This is a genomic window from Amycolatopsis alba DSM 44262, from assembly GCF_000384215.1.
In the GTDB taxonomy this organism is placed as follows: Bacteria; Actinomycetota; Actinomycetes; order Mycobacteriales; family Pseudonocardiaceae; genus Amycolatopsis; species Amycolatopsis alba.
Window position 1 is genome coordinate 6,509,605 of sequence record NZ_KB913032.1, and the last position, 18,048, is coordinate 6,527,652.

Annotated in this window: 18 protein-coding genes; 10 read left to right on the forward strand and 8 right to left on the reverse strand. The window is 68.7% G+C overall.

Going from position 1 to position 18,048, the window contains the following annotated elements:
* Positions 1-363: a nuclear transport factor 2 family protein gene (locus AMYAL_RS0130510; protein WP_020635076.1), complete on the reverse strand. Its 363-nt coding sequence runs from the start codon at positions 361-363 to the stop codon at positions 1-3.
* A 114-nt stretch (positions 364-477) separates the two neighbouring features.
* Here AMYAL_RS0130510 and AMYAL_RS0130515 point away from each other — a divergent pair, with 114 nt between their 5' ends.
* Complete coding sequence (locus AMYAL_RS0130515) at positions 478-1,305, forward strand: helix-turn-helix domain-containing protein (RefSeq protein WP_020635077.1); 828 nt, start codon at positions 478-480, stop codon at positions 1,303-1,305.
* Positions 1,306-1,351: 46 nt separating this feature from the next.
* A complete protein-coding gene (locus AMYAL_RS0130520) occupies positions 1,352-2,179 on the forward strand; it encodes an aldo/keto reductase (protein ID WP_020635078.1) in 828 nt (275 codons plus the stop codon).
* Between the two features lie 486 nt (positions 2,180-2,665).
* Here AMYAL_RS0130520 and AMYAL_RS0130525 read toward each other — a convergent pair whose 3' ends face one another.
* The 5 genes from AMYAL_RS0130525 to AMYAL_RS0130545 form a co-directional block, all read right to left on the reverse strand.
* Positions 2,666-3,352, reverse strand: coding sequence for a hypothetical protein (locus tag AMYAL_RS0130525; RefSeq protein ID WP_245193151.1), 687 nt, complete (start codon positions 3,350-3,352; stop codon positions 2,666-2,668).
* Positions 3,353-3,445: 93 nt separating this feature from the next.
* Positions 3,446-4,357 (reverse strand): hypothetical protein, encoded by a 912-nt coding sequence (locus AMYAL_RS0130530; protein ID WP_020635080.1) that lies wholly within the window; start codon positions 4,355-4,357, stop codon positions 3,446-3,448.
* Positions 4,354-5,397: a hemolysin family protein gene (locus AMYAL_RS0130535; RefSeq protein WP_020635081.1), complete on the reverse strand. Its 1,044-nt coding sequence runs from the start codon at positions 5,395-5,397 to the stop codon at positions 4,354-4,356. The genes AMYAL_RS0130530 and AMYAL_RS0130535 overlap by 4 nt, the downstream gene beginning before the upstream one ends.
* Positions 5,394-6,740: a hemolysin family protein gene (locus tag AMYAL_RS0130540; protein ID WP_026467582.1), complete on the reverse strand. Its 1,347-nt coding sequence runs from the start codon at positions 6,738-6,740 to the stop codon at positions 5,394-5,396. The genes AMYAL_RS0130535 and AMYAL_RS0130540 overlap by 4 nt, the downstream gene beginning before the upstream one ends.
* Positions 6,741-6,903: 163 nt before the next feature.
* Positions 6,904-7,500, reverse strand: coding sequence for a TetR/AcrR family transcriptional regulator (locus AMYAL_RS0130545; RefSeq protein WP_020635083.1), 597 nt, complete (start codon positions 7,498-7,500; stop codon positions 6,904-6,906).
* 202 nt (positions 7,501-7,702) lie between these two features.
* Between AMYAL_RS0130545 and AMYAL_RS0130550 the strand changes: the two genes are divergently transcribed.
* From AMYAL_RS0130550 to AMYAL_RS0130565, 4 genes are read left to right on the forward strand one after another with little or no spacing between them, the layout of a single operon-like run.
* Positions 7,703-8,101, forward strand: coding sequence for a hypothetical protein (locus tag AMYAL_RS0130550; protein WP_020635084.1), 399 nt, complete (start codon positions 7,703-7,705; stop codon positions 8,099-8,101).
* A 33-nt stretch (positions 8,102-8,134) separates the two neighbouring features.
* Complete coding sequence (locus AMYAL_RS0130555) at positions 8,135-8,725, forward strand: DUF3558 domain-containing protein (RefSeq protein WP_245193153.1); 591 nt, start codon at positions 8,135-8,137, stop codon at positions 8,723-8,725.
* The gene (locus tag AMYAL_RS0130560) at positions 8,722-10,062 is read left to right on the forward strand and encodes a WXG100 family type VII secretion target (protein WP_020635086.1); all 1,341 of its coding nucleotides are present in this window, start codon (positions 8,722-8,724) and stop codon (positions 10,060-10,062) included. Before AMYAL_RS0130555 ends, AMYAL_RS0130560 begins: the two co-directional genes overlap by 4 nt.
* A 24-nt stretch (positions 10,063-10,086) precedes the next feature.
* Complete coding sequence (locus AMYAL_RS0130565) at positions 10,087-10,818, forward strand: ESX secretion-associated protein EspG (protein WP_020635087.1); 732 nt, start codon at positions 10,087-10,089, stop codon at positions 10,816-10,818.
* A 4-nt stretch (positions 10,819-10,822) separates the two neighbouring features.
* Here AMYAL_RS0130565 and AMYAL_RS0130570 read toward each other — a convergent pair whose 3' ends face one another.
* Entirely contained in the window at positions 10,823-11,656 is an 834-nt protein-coding gene (locus tag AMYAL_RS0130570; RefSeq protein ID WP_020635088.1) for an SCO6745 family protein, read from the reverse strand.
* A 173-nt stretch (positions 11,657-11,829) separates the two neighbouring features.
* Here AMYAL_RS0130570 and pip point away from each other — a divergent pair, with 173 nt between their 5' ends.
* A complete protein-coding gene (gene pip, locus AMYAL_RS0130575; RefSeq protein WP_026467584.1) occupies positions 11,830-12,777 on the forward strand; it encodes a prolyl aminopeptidase in 948 nt (315 codons plus the stop codon).
* 245 nt (positions 12,778-13,022) lie between these two features.
* Here pip and AMYAL_RS0130580 read toward each other — a convergent pair whose 3' ends face one another.
* Positions 13,023-14,213, reverse strand: a complete 1,191-nt coding sequence (locus AMYAL_RS0130580) for a Glu/Leu/Phe/Val dehydrogenase dimerization domain-containing protein (RefSeq protein ID WP_020635090.1) — start codon at positions 14,211-14,213, stop codon at positions 13,023-13,025.
* Positions 14,214-14,384: 171 nt separating this feature from the next.
* On the opposite strand from AMYAL_RS0130580, the gene AMYAL_RS0130585 reads away from it, so the two are divergent.
* The 3 genes from AMYAL_RS0130585 (at position 14,385) to egtB (ending at position 18,047) form a co-directional block, all read left to right on the forward strand.
* Positions 14,385-15,308 carry a LysR family transcriptional regulator gene (locus AMYAL_RS0130585; RefSeq protein WP_020635091.1) on the forward strand — a complete coding sequence of 308 codons (924 nt, stop codon included), beginning with the start codon at positions 14,385-14,387 and terminating at the stop codon, positions 15,306-15,308.
* Between the two features lie 130 nt (positions 15,309-15,438).
* Positions 15,439-16,701, forward strand: coding sequence for a glutamate-cysteine ligase family protein (locus AMYAL_RS0130590; protein WP_020635092.1), 1,263 nt, complete (start codon positions 15,439-15,441; stop codon positions 16,699-16,701).
* A complete protein-coding gene (egtB, locus tag AMYAL_RS0130595) occupies positions 16,698-18,047 on the forward strand; it encodes an ergothioneine biosynthesis protein EgtB (protein WP_020635093.1) in 1,350 nt (449 codons plus the stop codon). The genes AMYAL_RS0130590 and egtB overlap by 4 nt, the downstream gene beginning before the upstream one ends.
* Position 18,048: the final 1 nt, after the last annotated feature.

Sequence of the window (18,048 nt, forward strand, 5' to 3'; positions counted from 1 at the left end):
TCAGCCGGGCATCTTGTCGAGAAAGCCCAGCACCTGCTTGATCCGGCCGTCCTCGACGGTGATGACGTCGAAGCCGATCGCCAGCGGCTCCTCCGCGCCCTCCGGGCCGAGATACCACTGGAACCGTGCGATGTCGTGATGCGCGTCGGGGGCCGCGGGCAGGCTGAACGTCAGGCCCGCGAACTGGGCCTGGGCGCCGGCGATGAAGCCGTCGACGCCGTCGTGGCCGGTGACGGCGCCGAGCGGGTCGGTGTAGGCGGCGTCTTCGGTGAACACTTCGGCGATGAGCCTGCGGCGCTTGTCCGCGTCGGTCTCGTTCCACACGGCGATGTACTGCTCGGCGACGCGCTGGATGTCCGACATGGTGTCTCCTCTTTCGTTGGCGGGTAACCGATGCCGCAACTCTGTCGGCCGAGGGTGGGTCTCGTCGATTACGCGTGAGGTAATGGCGGCCCGGCACCCGTGGTGCGTAGGTTCGTGATCGTGACGACCACACTGACCGCGAGCCGCGCGGGCCGCCCCGTCGGCGAGCTCCTCCGGGAATGGCGCGATCGCCGCCGGATCAGCCAGCTCGACCTCGCCATCTCCGCGGAGATCTCCACCCGGCATCTGAGCTTCGTGGAGACCGGCCGGTCCAAGCCCAGCCGCGACATGGTGCTGCGGCTCGGCGAACACCTGGAGGTGCCTTTGCGGGAACGCAATCAGCTGCTCCTGGCGGCGGGCTACGCGCCCGCGTACCCCGAAAGCGGCCTCGGCGCCCCGGAGCTGGCGGCGGTCCGCAAGGCGGTCCGACAGCTGATGACGAGTCACGAGCCCTATCCGGCCGCCGTCGTCGATCGCGGGTGGAACCTGGTCGACGCCAACGCGAGCGTGTCGATCATGACCGACCTGGTCTCGCCCGCGCTGATGGCGCCACCGGCCAACGTCCTCCGCCTGACCCTGCACCCGGCGGGGATGGCGCCGCATGTGCTGAACCTGGGGGAGTGGCGGGCCCACCTGCTCGGCAGGCTGCGGCGGCAGGTGACCCAGACGGCCGATCCGGCGCTGACCGAGCTCCTGGAGGAACTGGTCGCCTATCCGTGTGACGACCCCGTCCCGGAGGTGGAGGTCCCCGGCCCTGGCGACATCTTCGTCCCGCTGCGGCTGCGGCACGAGGGCGTGGATCTCACGTTCTTCAGCACGGTCTCGACGTTCGGGACGCCGCTGGACATCACGGTCGCCGAGCTTGTCATCGAGTCGTTCTTCCCGGCCGACACGGCCACGGCGGAGTACTTGCGCGCGTACGCCGGGCGCGGGATGGAATGATGCCGGTCAAGAAGCCCTGCCACAGACCAGTGAGGATTCCTCTTCCATGGCCGTGCCTTCCGTCGTCCTGAACAACGAGGTAGCCATCCCCCAACTCGGTTTCGGCGTCTGGCAAGTACCCGCGGGCGATACGGCCAGGGTCGTCCGGACCGCCATCGAGGCCGGGTACCGCAGCATCGACACCGCCGCGTCGTACCGGAACGAAGCCGGTGTCGGCGAAGCGATCCGCTCGGCGGGCGTGCCCCGCGAGGACCTGTTCATCACCACGAAGCTGCCGAACCCCGCCCACGGCTACGACGAAGCCCTCCGGGCGTTCGACGCGAGCCTCGCGGAGCTCGGCTTGGACCGTGTCGACCTGTACCTGATCCACTGGCCGATGCCGACCCGCGGGAAGTACGTCGAAACCTGGCGGGCACTGGAAAAGCTCTACGTGGACGGCCGGACGCGAGCCATCGGGGTGTCGAACTTCCACGTCCCGCACCTGCGGCGGCTGTTCGACGAAACCGGGATCGTGCCCGCGGTCAACCAGGTCGAGCTGCATCCCCGGCTCCAGCAGCAGGCGCTGCGGGAGTTTCACGCCGAGCACGGCGTCGTCACCGAGGCGTGGAGCCCGCTGGCGCAGGGATCGCTGCTCGCGGATCCGACGCTGACCGCGCTCGCGGCCAAATACGGCAAGAGCCCGGCCCAGCTGGTGCTGCGCTGGCATCTGCAGCTCGGCACGGTGGCCATCCCGAAATCCGTGACCCCGTCCCGGATCCGCGAGAACCTCGACGTCTTCGACTTCGAACTGGCCGAAGACGATCTCGCGGCTCTCGCCGAGTTCGACGACGGCACCCGCACCGGCCCCGACCCGGACACCTTCGACCTGATCTAGCGCCTGACAAGTGGCAAGTCCGTGAAGGCCTCCTTGAGGGTCGAGTGTTTGCTTACCCATTGGTGCGGTTGGCGGTCGGGTGTGGAGGTTTTGGGACGTTGAACGTCCTGGATCTTCCACGCTCGGTCTCGTTGATGAGGGATTTGGGATAGTGAACGTCTCAATCCTTCACAGGTGGGTTCTGTTTCGTCTTGGTGCCGGGCGGGGCTTGTGCTGGGCGGCGGTGTGGTCGACGGGGGAGGATTCCGGCCGTTGAACGTCCGGAATCCTCCCCCGTCAGGTTCATGGCAGGCACGACCTTGATCAACGGAGGATCGGGGACGTTGAGCGTTCCGAATCTTCCGTTGATCAAGGTCTGTGACCGGAATACACCCGCGCAACTACCACCCTCGCGCAGGTCAGGCATAGGTGAACAAAGTCCGTGAAGGCCTCCTTGAGGGACTCAGAGTCCCTCAAGGAGGCCTTCACGGACTTGCCGTGGGAAACTCAGGTGGCCTTGATGCCCGCGGCCGCGAAGTCGGCCTGCTGGGCGGGCTGCTGCAGGAACTGGCGGAACGTCTGCGAGGCGCGCATCTGGACCTCGTCGATGCTCTTGCCGGCGAGCCCGACGAGCGGGTAGTCGGCCGAACGCGCCGTCGCGACCGACTGGGCGGGCGAACCGACCAGTTCGGGCTTGGCGGTGTTCAGTTCGGTCACCCAGTACGACGACTCGGGGATCCAGGCGGCGGGGAGGCCGCCGATGGCGTCCAGGTTCGTCCGGCCGACGAGACCGTCGAGCACGGCGGCCGAGGCCAGCGCGTCGACCTGGATGACCACGCAGTGGTCGCGGACCACGGTCGCGGCGTTGTTCCACCGCTCGGCCGCCGCGCGGACCGGCTTCTCGATGCTGGGGGTGACGACGACCCGCATCGAGGTGTCGCCGGCGACACAGGCCTTGGCCTGGGCTTCGGCGCGGGTGCTCAGCTCGCCGTCCGCCCAGTTCCAGCCGAATACGCCGATCGCGATCAGGGCCACCAGGACCACGGCGGCGATAGGCCACTTGGCGACCTTGCGCCGCGGGGCCTTCTTCCCGACGATCCGGTGTGAACCTGTCGCCTCACCGCGCCCCTCATACCGCTTCGGCGGGTCGAGGGGATGCGGCACCGGCTCCTCGGCCACGCTGTGTCGCCCCATCGTTGTCCTTTCGAAACGTGCGCGCTCGCGCTGCGTATGCAATCAAACCGTTATCACTCTAACAGGGGAAGGTGTTACGGGGAATGCGACGACTCACAGTTGTTTTTCGCGTGTCGCGGGCACCTTCTTTAACTCCGCCAGAAGCTGTTGGCAATGCGCTATCAGGTGCTCACGCAGCGGCGCGGCCCGGCGGGCGAAACCGGCCTGCGCTCGGGCGTACTCGGCCCGGCCTTCCGGGGTCTCGATCGGCACGGGCGAGTACCCGAACGACTCCAGATCGTACGGGCTGGCCCGCATGTCCAGCTCACGGACGTCCGCGGCCAGCTCGAAGCAGTCCCCGACCAGCTCGGCGGGGACGAACGGGTCGAGTTTGTACGCCCACTTGAACAAGTCCATGTTGGCGTGGAGGCAGCCCGGCTGCTCGAACTCGATCTGGTTCTCCCGCGCCGGCCGCAGCGTGTTGCGCGGCCGGGCGGGCTCGGTGAAGAACCGAAAAGCGTCGAAATGTCCGCACCGGATCTCGAGCGACTCGACGACGTCGTCCGTTCCGGTCGAACCGAGCCGGAGCGGAAGTTGTGAGTGACGAACCTCATCCGCCGATTCCCGGTAAACCATTGCCCATTCATGAAGGCCGAAACAACTGAGTCTCGGTGCGCGGGACGCGGTCGCGGAAAGCAGTTCGAGGACGAATTCGGCGGTCCTGGCCCGGCCCTCGGTGAAGCCCGCCGGATCCAGCATCACGCCGTCCGGCGTCTCGACGTAGCCCTTCCGCTCCAGGAACCGGTGCGCGGACCGGCCTTCGAGCGCCACGCCCGGCCCCGGTTGCCAGCGTTCGACGTGCCCCGGCCGGTGCGAGTAGTAGGTGAAGAGGAAGTCGAGCACCGGATGCTTCTCGCCCCGCGAACGGCGGCGCTGGTGCGGGATCGTCCAGCGCCGCATCCGCGTGACGTGGTCGTCCTCCCGAGCCCGCCAGACGGGCTCGGGAAGCACGATCGGTCCGGTCATGACATGACGTGGGTGCCGTCGCGGACGGTTCCCACGTATTCCTCTACGAGGTCCTCCAGCGCGACGACGCCGACAGCGGCCCCCGCCGGGCTCAGCGCCCGCGCGAGATGACTGCCTTCCTTGCGCATCGCCGACAACGCCTCGTCCAGCCGGGCGTCGGCGTGCAGTTCGGTCAGCGCCCGTGTCTTGTCCGACGGCACCACGGTCGTCGGGTCCTCGCCCACGAGGTCGAGGATGTCCTTGACGTGGATGTAGCCGGTCAGCGTTCCGTCGTCGGTGCACACCGGGAAGCGGGAGAACCCGGTCGAGGACACCGCGCGCTCGACGTCGCCCAGCGTGGGGGAGCAGGGCAGCGTGGTCAGCTGCGCCGTCGGGACCAGGACGTCGGCCACCGTCTTCTCCACCGACGACAGCGTTTTGCTGAGCCGCTGGTGCTCGGAGTGCTCCAGCAGCCCTTCGCGCCGCGACTCGCTGAGCAGCTCGGCGAGTTCGTCGGAGGTGTACGCGGTTTCGAGCTCGTCCTTCGGCTCGACCTTGAACAACCGCAGCAGCGAGTTCGCCACGAAGTTCAGCAGCCAGATGAACGGGTTGGCGACCTTCACCCAGGCCACGTGCACCGGGACCAGCCACAACGCCAGCCGCTCCGGCTCGGCGATCGCGAGGTTCTTCGGCACCATTTCGCCGATGAGGACGTGCAGGATGGTGATGAACGCCAGCGCGATCGCGAACGAGATCGGATGCAGCAGGACGTCGGGGATCCCGAGCAGTTCGAAGAACCCGGCCAGCTGATGCGCGATGGCCGGCTCGCCGAGCCGTCCCAGCAGCAGCGAGCAGATCGTGATGCCGAGCTGCGCGCCCGCGAGCATCAGCGAGACGTTCCTGCTCGCGTTGATCACGATCCTGGCGCGGGTCTTACCCTGCTCCAGCAACGCTTCCAGCCTGTCGCGACGCGACGAGATCAGCGCGAACTCGGCGCCGACGAAGAACGCGTTGGCCAGCAGCAGGACCACGACGAGGAAGATGTAGAACCAGTCGCTCATCGGGCGGGCTCCTGCTCGGCGGGCACGGGGCTTTCACTGACCCGGCGTACTTCGACCTCGGCGATCCGCAGCCGGTCCATTTTGGTCACCGTGAGCCGCCAGCCGTCGAGATCGGTGGCGTCGCCGGGGGCGGGGATCCGGCCGAGCTGCTCGAGGATCAGCCCGGCGATGGTCTCGTAGTCGCCGTCGGGCATCCGGAACCCGGTCTCGTCGGTGACCTCGTCGGCACGGAGCTGTCCGGAGACGAGCCAGTTGTCTGCGCCGACCTGTTGGGAGGAAGGCGTTTCCCGCTCGTCGTGCTCGTCGCGGACGTCGCCGATGATCTCCTCGACGACGTCTTCGAGCGTGACCAGCCCGGCGGTGCCGCCGTATTCGTCGACGACGATCGCGAGCTGGAACCGGGAGTCGCGCAGCCGGTTGAGCAGCGAGTCGCCCGGCAGCGATTCGGGCACGGTCGGGATCGGCCGCATGACCGAACCGATCCGCACCGTGGCGCGCTGGGTGGCCGGGACGGTGAACGCCTGCTTGATGTGCACCGCGCCCTGCACGTCGTCGAGATCCTCGGTGTAGACCGGGAAACGCGAGAAGCCGGTGCGGCGCGAGATCTCGATGAGGTCGGAGATCGTGTCGTCCACGGTCAGGGATTCGAGCTGGACGCGCGGGGTCATCAGCTCGTCGGCCGTCCGCTCGCCGAAGCGCAGCGACTTGTCCAGCAATTCGGCCGTCGACGTGTCGAGCGTGCCGCTTTCGGCACTGGAGCGCACGATCGAGCCGAGTTCCTGCGGGGAACGGGCCGACCGCAATTCCTCCTGCGGTTCGACGCCGAACTTGCGGACCAGGAAGTTGGCGCTGTTGTTCATCAGGGTGATGAGCCAGCGGAACAGCGACGAGAACCGCGAGTGATACCCCGCGACAGCGCGCGCTGTCTGCAGCGGGCGGGCGATCGCGAGGTTCTTCGGCATCATTTCGCCGAGGATCATCGACAGCGATGTCGCCAGGATCAGCGCGACCGCCAGCGACACGCCGCTCGCGACGCCCTCGGAGAGGCCGATGGCGGTGAAGAGCGGGCGCAGCAAGTCGCCGATGACCGGTTCGGCGAGATAACCGGTGATCAGGGTGGTGATCGTGATCGCCACCTGCGCGCCGGAGAGCTGGAACGAGAGGGTGCGGTGCGCCTTCTGCACGGTGTGCGCGCGCCGGTCGCCGACCTGGCGGACGTTCGCGTCGACCGTGCTGCGCTCGAGCGCGGTGAGCGAGAACTCAGCGGCGACGGCGAGGCCGGTACCCACGGTCAGCAGGAGGAACAGGAGAATGCCGAGAACGGCGAACAGGATTTCCATCATTTCCTGCCGGCGGGGACGGGATCGGCAGGGAGGTCCATGGAACAGCCGGGTGTGCCACCCGGCTCGATACTGTCACCAGGTGACTGCGCGTCGCGCACGAAAAGAGTCACTCCTCAATCGGGATCAACAGACACCGCCGCTGTACTGCGGCGATAGGACAATCCTAACGTGTTCCCCCGGTCGCGTGGGCGCGGTGCCGCCGGACGCTCTCCTCGACCAGGTCGAGGACGGGACCGAGATCGTCGCCGGGCTGGCCCATGGCGAGGTGCGAGACGAGTCCTTCGAGGACGAGTTCGAGGTACGCGGTCAGGACGTCGACGTCGACGTCGTCGCGCAGGATCCCGGCTTCGCGCTGCCGCAGCAGACGGCGGCGGGTCGCGGCGGTCAGCTGGTGGGACCGCTCGGCCCAGCGGGCGCGGAACTCGGGGTCGGTGCGCAGCCGCCGGGAGACCTCCAGCCGCGTGCCGAGCCAGTCGGCCGGGTGCTCGCTGCGGTTCGACAGCAGCTCACGCATGACCTGGACGAGGCCCTGTTCGGCGACGATGTCCGCCATGCGGACCGCGTCGTCCTCGGCCAGGGCCAGGAAGAGGGACTCCTTGTCCCGGAAGTGGTGGAAGATGGCGCCGCGGGAAAGACCGGTGGCTTCCTCCAGCCGCCTGACAGTGGCACCCTCGTAGCCGTAGCGTGCGAAGCACACGCGGGAGCCGTCGAGGATCTGGCGCCGTCGTGCGTCGAGGTGATCCTGGCTGACCCGTGGCATCCTGGGATCCTGTCACCGGGAACCGGGTCAATGCAATCCGTACGTACGTACTGTGACCAGTTCGCGGGATGATGCGTCCATCCGGGAACCGGACCGCTCCGAAACACGTCGGACCACTCGGCCGGATCGGCTGACATGTCGTCCGCCGCTTGGCTACTCTTTGTCCATCACGGTGAGTGAGTGCTGAGGGGAAGGTACGGGCGTGAACATCATCGACAACGCCGCGAGCGCGATCAAGGCCGTCTGGGGTGACCTGGCCACGCCGAAGGAACCGACCGTTTACGGCGGTGGGGGTGGCGGTGGCGGCGGGTTCGAGATGAGCCCGGAGGAGCTGAAGACCGTCATCGGCCTGTGGGAAGACGAGCTGAAGAAGGTCGTCGACGACGGCGACAAGATCCGCCGGATCTCGGAGGACCTGATGCCGCCGGGACAGGACGAAGCCAGCTCGAGCTATGTCAATTCCGGTATCGACTCCTTGATGTCCCTGCAGAAGCAGAACGACTCGATGAAGGCCTACATCGAGGGCTACATCGCCAAGCTCGAAGTCGCTCGGTCGAAGACCATGGCCACCGACCAGGCCAACACCATGCGCACGACCTGAGGGATGCCGAACGTGTTGAGGAATCGCGCCGCGGTGGCGGCGCTCGTGCTTGTTTCCGTCGCGGTCACCGGCTGCACGGGGGAGACCCCTGGTACGCCGACGCCGACCACGGGAACGTCGTCGGCTTCGTCCGCCTCGCCGGATGACCCCGATGTCCCGAAGGTGGCGACTCCGCTGGACGCTTCGAAGTACGTCGGCGACGTCTGCAAGCTGCTTCCCGCTGCCACGACCGCGGAATTGGGGTTCACCGAGCCCGGTGAGCCGAAGAGCGACACCAGCAACCCCGCTTGCAGCTGGGGGATTCGCGGTAAAGCCGCCAGCCTGCAGATCATCCTCGGCAGCGGCAACCGCGAAAAGGGCATGGGGGGCCTGGCCGGCCTGCACAAGGCCAAGAAGTCCGGGCAACTGAGGTTCCTGGAGCCAGGGCCTGAGGTCGATGGCTACCCGACCGTCTACTACGGACTTGCGGACCGGCGAGCTTCTGGCAACTGCGATCTGTCCGTCGGTGTTGCCGATGACCTGACGATCAGTGCCCAAGCCGAGGGCTACAAGAGCGAACAGGATTCCTGCGGGAATGCGCAGAAAGCGGCGTCGGCCATGATCAAGACACTCAAGGGGGCATGAGGGTGGACGGCAAACAGATCTACGAGAACTTCACCCAGGGCGACACCCGCAACCTGCGCAGCGCGGCCGACCGCGTCGCGGAACTCTCGGACGCCTACGTCGAGCGCGGCATGGCCATCAAGTCCCTGCAGTCGAGGATGGCGTCGTCCTGGACGGGTTCGGCCGCCGACGCGGCGAACGCGGGCGCGGGCCCGCTCGAACAGGCCTTCAAGGAGACGGCGGACCCGTTGTTCACCACGAGGAATTCGGTCACCGAGCAGGCTGACAGCTTCGACGATTCGGGGTCGTCCGTCGTCCCCGTGCCGCCGAAGCCGGACAAGCCCAACCCCTGGACCACCGGCCTCAAGGGCGCGATCCCGATCGCCGGGCCGTTCATGGTCAACAACGACATCAAGAACTACCAGGAGGGCGTCGCCAAGCACGAGGCGGCGAACCAGAACAACGTGCGCGTGATGGACCAGTACGACTCGGTCACCAGCAGCACGAGTTCCAGCCTGCCGACCGACTACGGCGTGCTGAAGAACGACGGCGCGAACGTCAGTGTCAAGGTCGGCAGCGGTCCGCCGCCGATCGAGCCGCCGCCCGTCGTCCCGCCGATCAAGCGGGTCCGGAACGGTGGCGGGGACGACAACGACGGCACCGACACCAGCGGCACGGACGACAACGGCACCAACCAGAACAAGCCGGGCGGCGACCACAATCAGACCAAGCCTGGCTCGAACGACGATCGCCCGGTGGGCCCGAAAGAGAAGCCCGGCGGCGACCCCAACATCACCACGCCCACGAGGAAGCCGGGTCCGGGGGACACGACGCTCCCGTCCGGCGGGGGCCGGGGCAGGCCCGGCGGGGGGACCACGGAGATCCCTGGCCGGACCCCCGGACGCGGTACCGGCGACCTGGAAGACGTCGTCGGCCTCACCAACGGGCTGAACCAGAATTACGGCCCCGGTGGCGGCGGGCCCAACCAGCCCGGCGGCACCAGCGGCCGCAATGTTCCCGGCCCCAACAGTGCCGCGGGCAGGCTTCTCGGTGGCGAAGGCGGCCCCGGTGGCCGCGCTGGTGGTCCCGGCGGGCCCGGTTCCGGCGGTCTCGGCGGTGGCAGGGGCTCCGGCATGGGCAGCCTCGGCGGCGGCATGGGTGGCGCCGACCACCTGGCGGGTGGCCGTGGCGCGGCAGGTCGCGGCGGCGGTCAGATGGGCCCGATGGGAGCAGGCGGCAGGCGTGCCGAAGGCGACGAGGACGACGAGCACCAGCGTCCCGACTACCTGATCGAGGCCGACCCCGACGCGATCTTCGGCACCGACCAGCGCACCAGCCCGCCGGTCATCGGCGAGTAGCGGATGACCGTCAGAACAGGCCGGGTGGATGTCCCGGTCGAAGCCTTGGCGGTGCTCGCCGAACGCGAACGCGTCGGTGACCTGCACATCACGCTGCGTCCCGAACCGCGCTGGCTGTCCAGGACGGCCCGCGCGGAGGCGGACAAGCGAGTGGAAGCCGCGTTGGCGCAAGCCGGGCTGCTGGACTCGAGCGGCCGCGCGTCGGTCGACTTCCTGGACTGGCTCCCGGTGCTCACGAAACCGGCCATCGAGTACTACGGCTGGGTGAACGCCGGCGGTGAGACCTACGGGCTCCTCGCCGCCTCCCTGGGGTTGCAGGCGGTGCTCGCGGTGTCGTCCGGCGGATGGGTCGGGCTGCAGGAGATCGACCGGAGGCGGCTGCCCGAGACGCTGATCGAGCAGCTGCCGCCCGTTCCCGCGGGCGGCGGCAGGCTTCGCACGGTCCGCGCGTACGAGCTCGAAGAGGCGGCCCGGCGGGGTCCGGACACGCATTCGCTGCCGCCGGTGATCGCGGACATCGTCAGCCTCGTGCAGCGGCCGGTCGAGGGGAGCGGTGAGCTCTACGTCGGCAAGCGCGACGAAGTCGGCAGGCACGTGGCCGTCGAGGATCCGCTCCACTTCGCCGACACCGACTGGGGCCGGTACCTCAGCTACACGACCGGGCAAGGCAACGACGCGGTGGTCCACATCGGACCCGCCGGTCAGGCGGAACTGGCGGGCGCGCTCCGGCACGTCTCCAGCACCCTGGGCGGGTAGGCCGTCACCACGGGAAGTCCGCCTGGACGGCGGCCGAGATCGGTTCGAGCTCCTTGACCAGGCGGTCGATCTCGTCGGCGTCCAGGGCGTTGTACGGCGCCTCCGCGAGCCTGTCGGTCATCGCCTCGACGCGTTCCTTCGCGGCCCGGCCCGCGGAGGTGAGCCAGCCGTCGGCCCCGACGAGGCCGCGGTCGCGCATGCCGTCGATGACCGCGTCGAGCTGCGCGGCGGGGAGGTGACCGATCCTGCCGAACTCGTGCGCGGGCATGTCGACGGACAGGGCGTGGAGCACGTGGGCCTCGGTTCCGCCGATGCCCTCGGCGAGCAAAGCGACGATGTGGCCGTCGCCGCGGTGCTCGCGCAGCAGGGTCGCCGCGTGCCACAGCCGGGCCAGGGGTGCCTGCGGGACCGGAAGCGCGCGAAGGGCGGCGTAGAGGGCGCGTCCCTCCACCGGTGCGCTGATGGCCGCCTTCAGCAGAAGGTCGGCGGCACGTTCGACACCGGGGGCGTCGGCGAGGTCACCGAGGATCCGCCGTAGCCCCGCGACGCATCCCCTTTCGCGGGCGGCCAGCGCCGCTTCGGGTGTGGTCAGGTCCCAGACCTTCGGGATGTGGCGCGCCACCTCGCCTGGGGCGAAGTTGTAGAAGACCGCGTGGACCACCTCGGCGGGCACCGACCGGCCGAACGGCGCGGCCCGCCCGGCGAAGTAGGCGTCCCACTGGTTGCGCAGGCCGAGCGAGAGCAGGGCCTGGTCCGACTCGTCGGCGAAGTAAGGCGTCAGGCCGATGGGCTCGATCAGGTCGTACATGCGGCGGGCGACGGGTTCCTGGTGCGACATCTCATCTCCTGCGGTTCGTGGCGGCGGCGTCGTCGTGGCCGCTGCTCACCTCCTCCACGAACGGCTCCTGCCGGATCCGACAGACGAACTCCGGAAATTTTCGCCGAGAGGTCAGGGCCGGCGCTATTGTGACAGCGCTGTTGTATTTCTGGCGGGTCTGGGAGGACGAGAACGTGACACGGCTGTATCCGGAAATCGAACCGCACGACCATGGGATGCTCGACGTCGGCGACGGGCACCTCGTGTACTGGGAGGTCTGCGGGAACCCCGACGGCAAACCCGCCGTCACGCTGCACGGCGGCCCTGGAACGGGCTGCAGTACCGGTCTGCGCCGGTACTTCGACCCGGCGAAGTACCGCGTGGTGCTGTTCGACCAGCGCGGCTGCGGCCGGAGCACGCCGCACGCGGGCGAGCCCGAGGCGGACCTTTCCGCCAACACCACCGATCACCTGGTCGCCGACATGGAGCGGCTTCGCGAGCACCTGGGCATCGAGAAGTGGCTGCTCTTCGGCGGTTCCTGGGGCTCGGTGCTCGCGCTGGTCTACGCCGAGCGGCATCCGGGCCGGGTCTCGGAGATGGTCCTGATGGGCTTGGCCACCGGGCGCCGGAGCGAGACCGACCTGCTCACCCGCGGCCTCGGCGGTGTCTTCCCCGAGGCCTGGGCCAAGTTCCGCGACGGGGTTCCCGAAGCGGATCGTGACGGCGACCTGGCGGCGGCGTACCTCAAGCTGCTCATGGACCCGGATCCGGCGGTGCACGCGAAGGCGGCCGCGGACTGGTGTGACTGGGAGGACGCGATCATCCCGACTTCGCCGCCGTACAAGAGTTTCGAGACGCCGAAGTTCCGGCTGGCGTTCGCCAGGCTGGTCACGCACTACTGGAGCCAAGGGTCCTTTTTGGACGAAGGGGTGGTCCTGCGGGAGGCCAAGACGCTGGCTCACATTCCTGCGGTGCTCGCGGAAGGCTGTCTCGACCTGAGCAACCTCATCGGGACCCCGTGGGAACTGGCGCACGCCTGGCCGGGCAGTGAGCTGGTGGTCATCGACGAGGTCGGCCACAGCACGCAGGACGAGCCGATGCGCGAAGTCCTCATCGGCGCTACAGACCGCTTCGCCTCCTGAACCTCCGAATTCCAAGTCCGTGAAGGCCTCCTTGAGGGACCGCACCTGTCTTATCGGGGGGTAAGGCAACCTGTCGTGTTCGGCTGCTCGCCCGCATGCCGGTTTCTGGTGTCGCGAAAGCCACTTTCGGGACGTCTGATGTCTCGAAAGTGGCTTTCGCGACCCTTCCCGACAAGGCCACCTGCCCGGACCTTCGGCTCACTAAGTCGGTGGCCGTCCCGAAGGAGGCCTTCACGCGCGAACTGTCAGGGAATGACCAGAACGGGGGCGGATTCGGAAGCGGTGGCGGCGTCCGAACGGGTGGTTTCGGCGAGCCGCAGGCCGGTGGTGCGCGGCGCGATCCGGTCGAGGTTCCACGAACTCAGCAGCAGCGCCACCTTCGCCCGCATCTCCGTCCGCAGCCGCAGGAACGAGTCGGCGGGATCGGCGCCGACCTCGCCGAGCAGAAGCCACCAGGCCCACGCGGCCGCGCCGGCGTTGGCGACGAAGTCCGGGATCACCGGGATACCACGAGCGGTCAGGCCCGCTTCGGCGTCCGGAGTGGTCGCCGCGTTGGCGGCCTCGATGACGACCTTCGCCTTGACCAGGCCCTGGTTCGCGGCGCGCAGCGCGTAGGAGATCGCGGCCGGGACGAAGATGTCGGCGTCCGTCGCCACGATCTCGTCGCGGGGGAGCAGCCGGACATCGGCGGGAAGCCTGCTCCGGTCGATCTCGCCGTACTCGTCGCGCAGGTCCAGCAGCGCCGGGATGTCGAGGCCCTCGGGCCGGTACAGCGTCCCGGCGGCGTCGGCGACCGCGACGACGTTCATCCCGGCTTCGTGCAGGTACCAGGCCGCGCCGCCGCCCATCGTGCCGATGCCCTGGATGGCGACCGTGGTCTTCCCGGCGGGCCACTCCCACGCGTCGGCGACCCCGAGACAGGCCTGTGCGACGCCGTAGCCACCGATGACGTCGCCGAGCAGGAGCCCGCCGGGGACCGGGGTGCTCAGCCCGGCCTGAACCCGGCGAAGGGTGTGCGCCGGATCGGCCGAACGGCGGATGGCGGCGTGGTACGACTGTTCGAGCCCCAGTTTCGCGAACACCTCGTCGATCAGGTGCTGCGGCACGCCGAGATCCTCGGCGGTCACCCAGTGGTTGTCGATCCACGGCCGCAGGAACGCGCAGAACCGTTCCAGCACACCGAAAGCACGCTCGTCCTTCGGATCGAAGTCGATGCCGCCCTTGGCCCCGCCGACCGGCAGGCCGAAGGTCGCGGTCTTGTTCGCCATCCCCCTCGCCAGGTCCTCGACCTCCGTCATCGTGCAGCCCGCGCGCATCCGGGTCCCGCCGGTCGCGATACCGGAAACCAGGCTGTGCACTACGAGAAAGCCGGTGGCACCGGTGACGGAGTCGGTCCAGATGAGCCTCATCAGCGGTTCGGCGTTCCTCGCGGCCATGCGGCCACCTCCTTCGGGATCTGGGGTCGTCCTGCGCCACTTCCGAGGGTGCCCCCGTCCGGGCGCGGACGTCCATTTACCGAATCTGAACGATGATGTGCAGAAAAACTGGTGTAACGCCGCTCGACGCGTCATCCGGCATCTGCCAGCGCGCCCGATTACGTTGGGACCATGGAGCTTTCGTTGCACCGCTTGCGGATGCTCCGCGAGCTGAGCCGTCGCGGCACCGTCACGGCAGCCGCGGCTTCGCTGCATTACACCGCTTCGGCGGTTTCGCAGCAGCTGGCGCAGCTGGAGCGGGACGTGGGCGCGAAGCTGTTCGAACGATTCGGCAGGCGGGTGCAGCTGACCGAACTGGGGCTGCTGCTCACCGAGCACGCCGAGGAGATCCTGGGGTCGGTCGAGCGGGCGACGCTGGCGCTGGAAGAGGCGCAGGAGACCGTTTCGGTCCGGCTCATGGCCGGGGTGTGGGCGTCGGTCGCTTCGGGGCTGCTGCCGCACGCGCTGACGGCTCTGGCCGGTGCGCATCCGGGGATCCAGGTCAGGACCCGCGAGCTGGCGCCGGAGGACACCGCGGACGCCGTCCGTGACGGTGAACTGGATCTGTCGTTCGTGATCGACTACTCCGACGCGCCGATGCCGTGGGACACCGGGCTGGAGCGGGCGGTGATCGCGGTGGAACGGCTGCACGCCGCGGTGCCAGCCGGCGCCGTTCCCGCTGGCAGCACGTCGTTGCCCGAACTGGCCGAGCATCCGTGGATCCTCGCCAGCCCGAAGAGTCACTTCGGCCGCGCGGTGCGCACGGCGTGTCACCGCCACGGGTTCGAACCCAAGATCAACCACGAGGTCGAAGAGCAGTCGACGGCGATGGCGATGGTCCGGGCGGGGCTCGGGGTGACCCTTGTTTCGGATCTCGGGCTCGGCCTCCGCCCGCCGGGGATCGACGTGGTCGCGTTGACCACACCGTTGCTCCGAACGGTTTCGATCGCTTACCGGACGACCACGTCGCGGCGACCGGCTCTCCAGCTGGTGATCGGGGCGGTCCGCGACGCCGCGGTGGCCTTGGGCCTGGGAACCGAGCCCGCTTTGCCCTGATTCGTCCCGTCCTAAATGGTGGTCCGCCGATCCTGCCCGGCAAGAACGCACCTGAATTTGTCAGACCCCGCGTGTAGCGTCCGAAGTCAAGGTTTCTCAGTTATCGGACAACCGACTGGACGGCGGAAAGATGACTACTGTTCATGATTTCCCCGAGAAGTCCGGGAGCGCGTCGAACGCCACGGCCAAGGTCCTCTCGGACCGCGCCGAGGGCGAGGCGTACGTGGCTTCCGTGTGCTTCAAACACGGGCCACCGAGACTCCTCGGCGTAGAGCTGGAGTTCACCGTGCACTACGCCGACGAGCCCGCCCGGCCCCTCGATCCCGACGATCTCGCCACCGCGCTCGGCCCGCACACCCCGCGGACACTGCGCCCCGACAGCCCCGCCCTCCCGCTTCCGGCAGGTTCACCGCTGAGCCTCGAGCCCGGATGCCAGGTGGAGATCTCCGCTCAACCCCAGACCACGCTGCGTCACCTGGACGCCGTCGTCTCGGCCGATCTGGCCCACCTCGAAAACCTCCTCGCCGCCCGAGGCCTGTACCTGGGTGACACCGGGATAGACCGGCATCGCGCTCCTGCCCGCAAACTGGGCACCCCGCGCTACGCCGCGATGGAACGCCGCTTCGCCCCGATGGGCACAGGCGGCGCGACGATGATGTGCAGCACCGCCGGCCTGCAAGTCTGTGTGGACACCGGCGAGGCAGGCGATCTGGCCGACCGCTGGGCCGCTGTCCACGCGCTCGGTCCACCCTTGCTGGCCACCTTCGCCAACTCCCGGATCCACGCCGGACGCGACACCGGCCACGCGTCCGCGCGCTGGCTGGCCGTGATGGACACCGAAAAGGTCCGCACCCGGTCGGCGGAACCGACCGGTGATCCGGCGGGGGAGTGGGCACGCAGGATCCTGGACACCCCGCTGATGGTCCTTCCCGGCCGCGACGGCCGCTGGGACGCGCCCGATTCCCTGACCTTCGCCGACTGGATCGACGGACGGGGAGAGAGCGCCGGACTCGGCAAGCCGACCGAGGACGATCTGGCCTATCACCTGACGACCTTCTTCACGCCGGTCCGTCCGCAGGGGTACCTGGAGATCCGTTACCTGGACGCCCAGCCCGCCGCCAGGTGGCTGCATCCGGTGGCCCTGCTGGCCGCACTGCTCGAGCGACCGTCCACAGTGGACAAAGTGCTCGAACTGTGCGAGCCGGTACTGGGCAGATGGGAGTGCGCGGCCAGGTTCGGCCTGGCCGACCCGGCGATCGCCACCGTCGCGAGGAAGGTGGTGGACCTCGGCTGTGCCGAACTCGGCACGACCGGTCTGCCGCCGGAGACCATCACCGAGATCAGCGAGGGTGTGCAGTCCCTCGTACGCGGTTCGAGGAGCCACCAGTCATGAGCGTGGAAAGCACCGACACCAACCCGCTTCGCGCGCTGAGCCCGCAAGACCTGCGGGCGCACGCGGCCGAGGCGCTCACCAGGGCCCGCGAGCGCAGTGTCGCGCTGACCGACGTCGACGACGAGGAGCTGGTCCGCCAGCATTCGAAACTGATGTCGCCGCTGGTCTGGGACCTCGCGCACATCGGCAGCCAGGAGGAGCTCTGGCTGGTCCGCGACGTCGGCGGACGCGAGGCGCTCCGGCCGGACATCGACGACATCTACGACGCGTTCCAGCACGCCCGCGCGGACCGTCCGGAGCTGCCGTTGCTCGGCCCGGCGGAGACCCGCCGGTACGTCCGCGAGGTGCGGGAGAAATCCTTCGACATCCTGGAAAACGTTCCGCTGCAAGGCAGGCGGCTCACCGAGGACGCCTTCGCGTTCGGCATGATCACCCAGCACGAGCAGCAGCACGACGAGACGATGCTGGCCACCCACCAGCTTCGCAAGGGCGATCCGGTGCTGCACGCGCCCGCCCCGCCGCCGTCGCGATCCGGGCGGCTGCCCGCGGAGGTGTTCGTGCCCGGCGGTGCCTTCACCATGGGCACCTCCGCCGAACCGTGGGCGCTGGACAACGAGCGTCCGGCGCACGAGGTCACGGTGGAGGCGTTCTTCATCGACACCACCCCGGTCACCTGCGGGGCGTATGCCGAGTTCCTCGACTCCGGGGGCTACGAAGACCCGAAGTGGTGGAGCGAACGCGGCTGGGCGTACCGCAGCGAGCACGGTATCCACGCGCCGCGTTTCTGGAAACGGGAACAGGACGGCTGGTGGCGGACGCGGTTCGGCGTCTACGAAAAGGTGCCCGCCGCGGAACCCGTCGTCCACGTCTCCTTCCACGAGGCCGAGGCGTACGCGGCCTGGGCCGGCCGGCGCCTGCCGACGGAGGCGGAGTGGGAGAAGGCGGCCCGATTCGATCCGGCGACCGGCCGTTCGCGCCGGTTCCCTTGGGGTGACGAGGAACCCGCCCCCGAGCACGCCAACCTCGGGCAGCGGCACCTGCGGCCCGCGGAGGTCGGCGCGTATCCGGCGGGTGCCTCGCCACTGGGTGTGCACCAGCTGATCGGCGACGTCTGGGAGTGGACCAGCAGCGGATTCGAACCGTATCCGGGGTTCGCCGCGTTCCCGTACAAGGAGTACTCGGACGTGTTCTTCGGCGGGGACTACCGGATCCTGCGCGGCGGCTCGTTCGGCACGGACGCGGCGGCCATCCGCGGCACGTTCCGCAACTGGGACCATCCGATCCGGCGGCAGATCTTTTCCGGGTTCCGCTGTGCCCGTGACGCACGACCTGGCGAGGTGGCCTAAG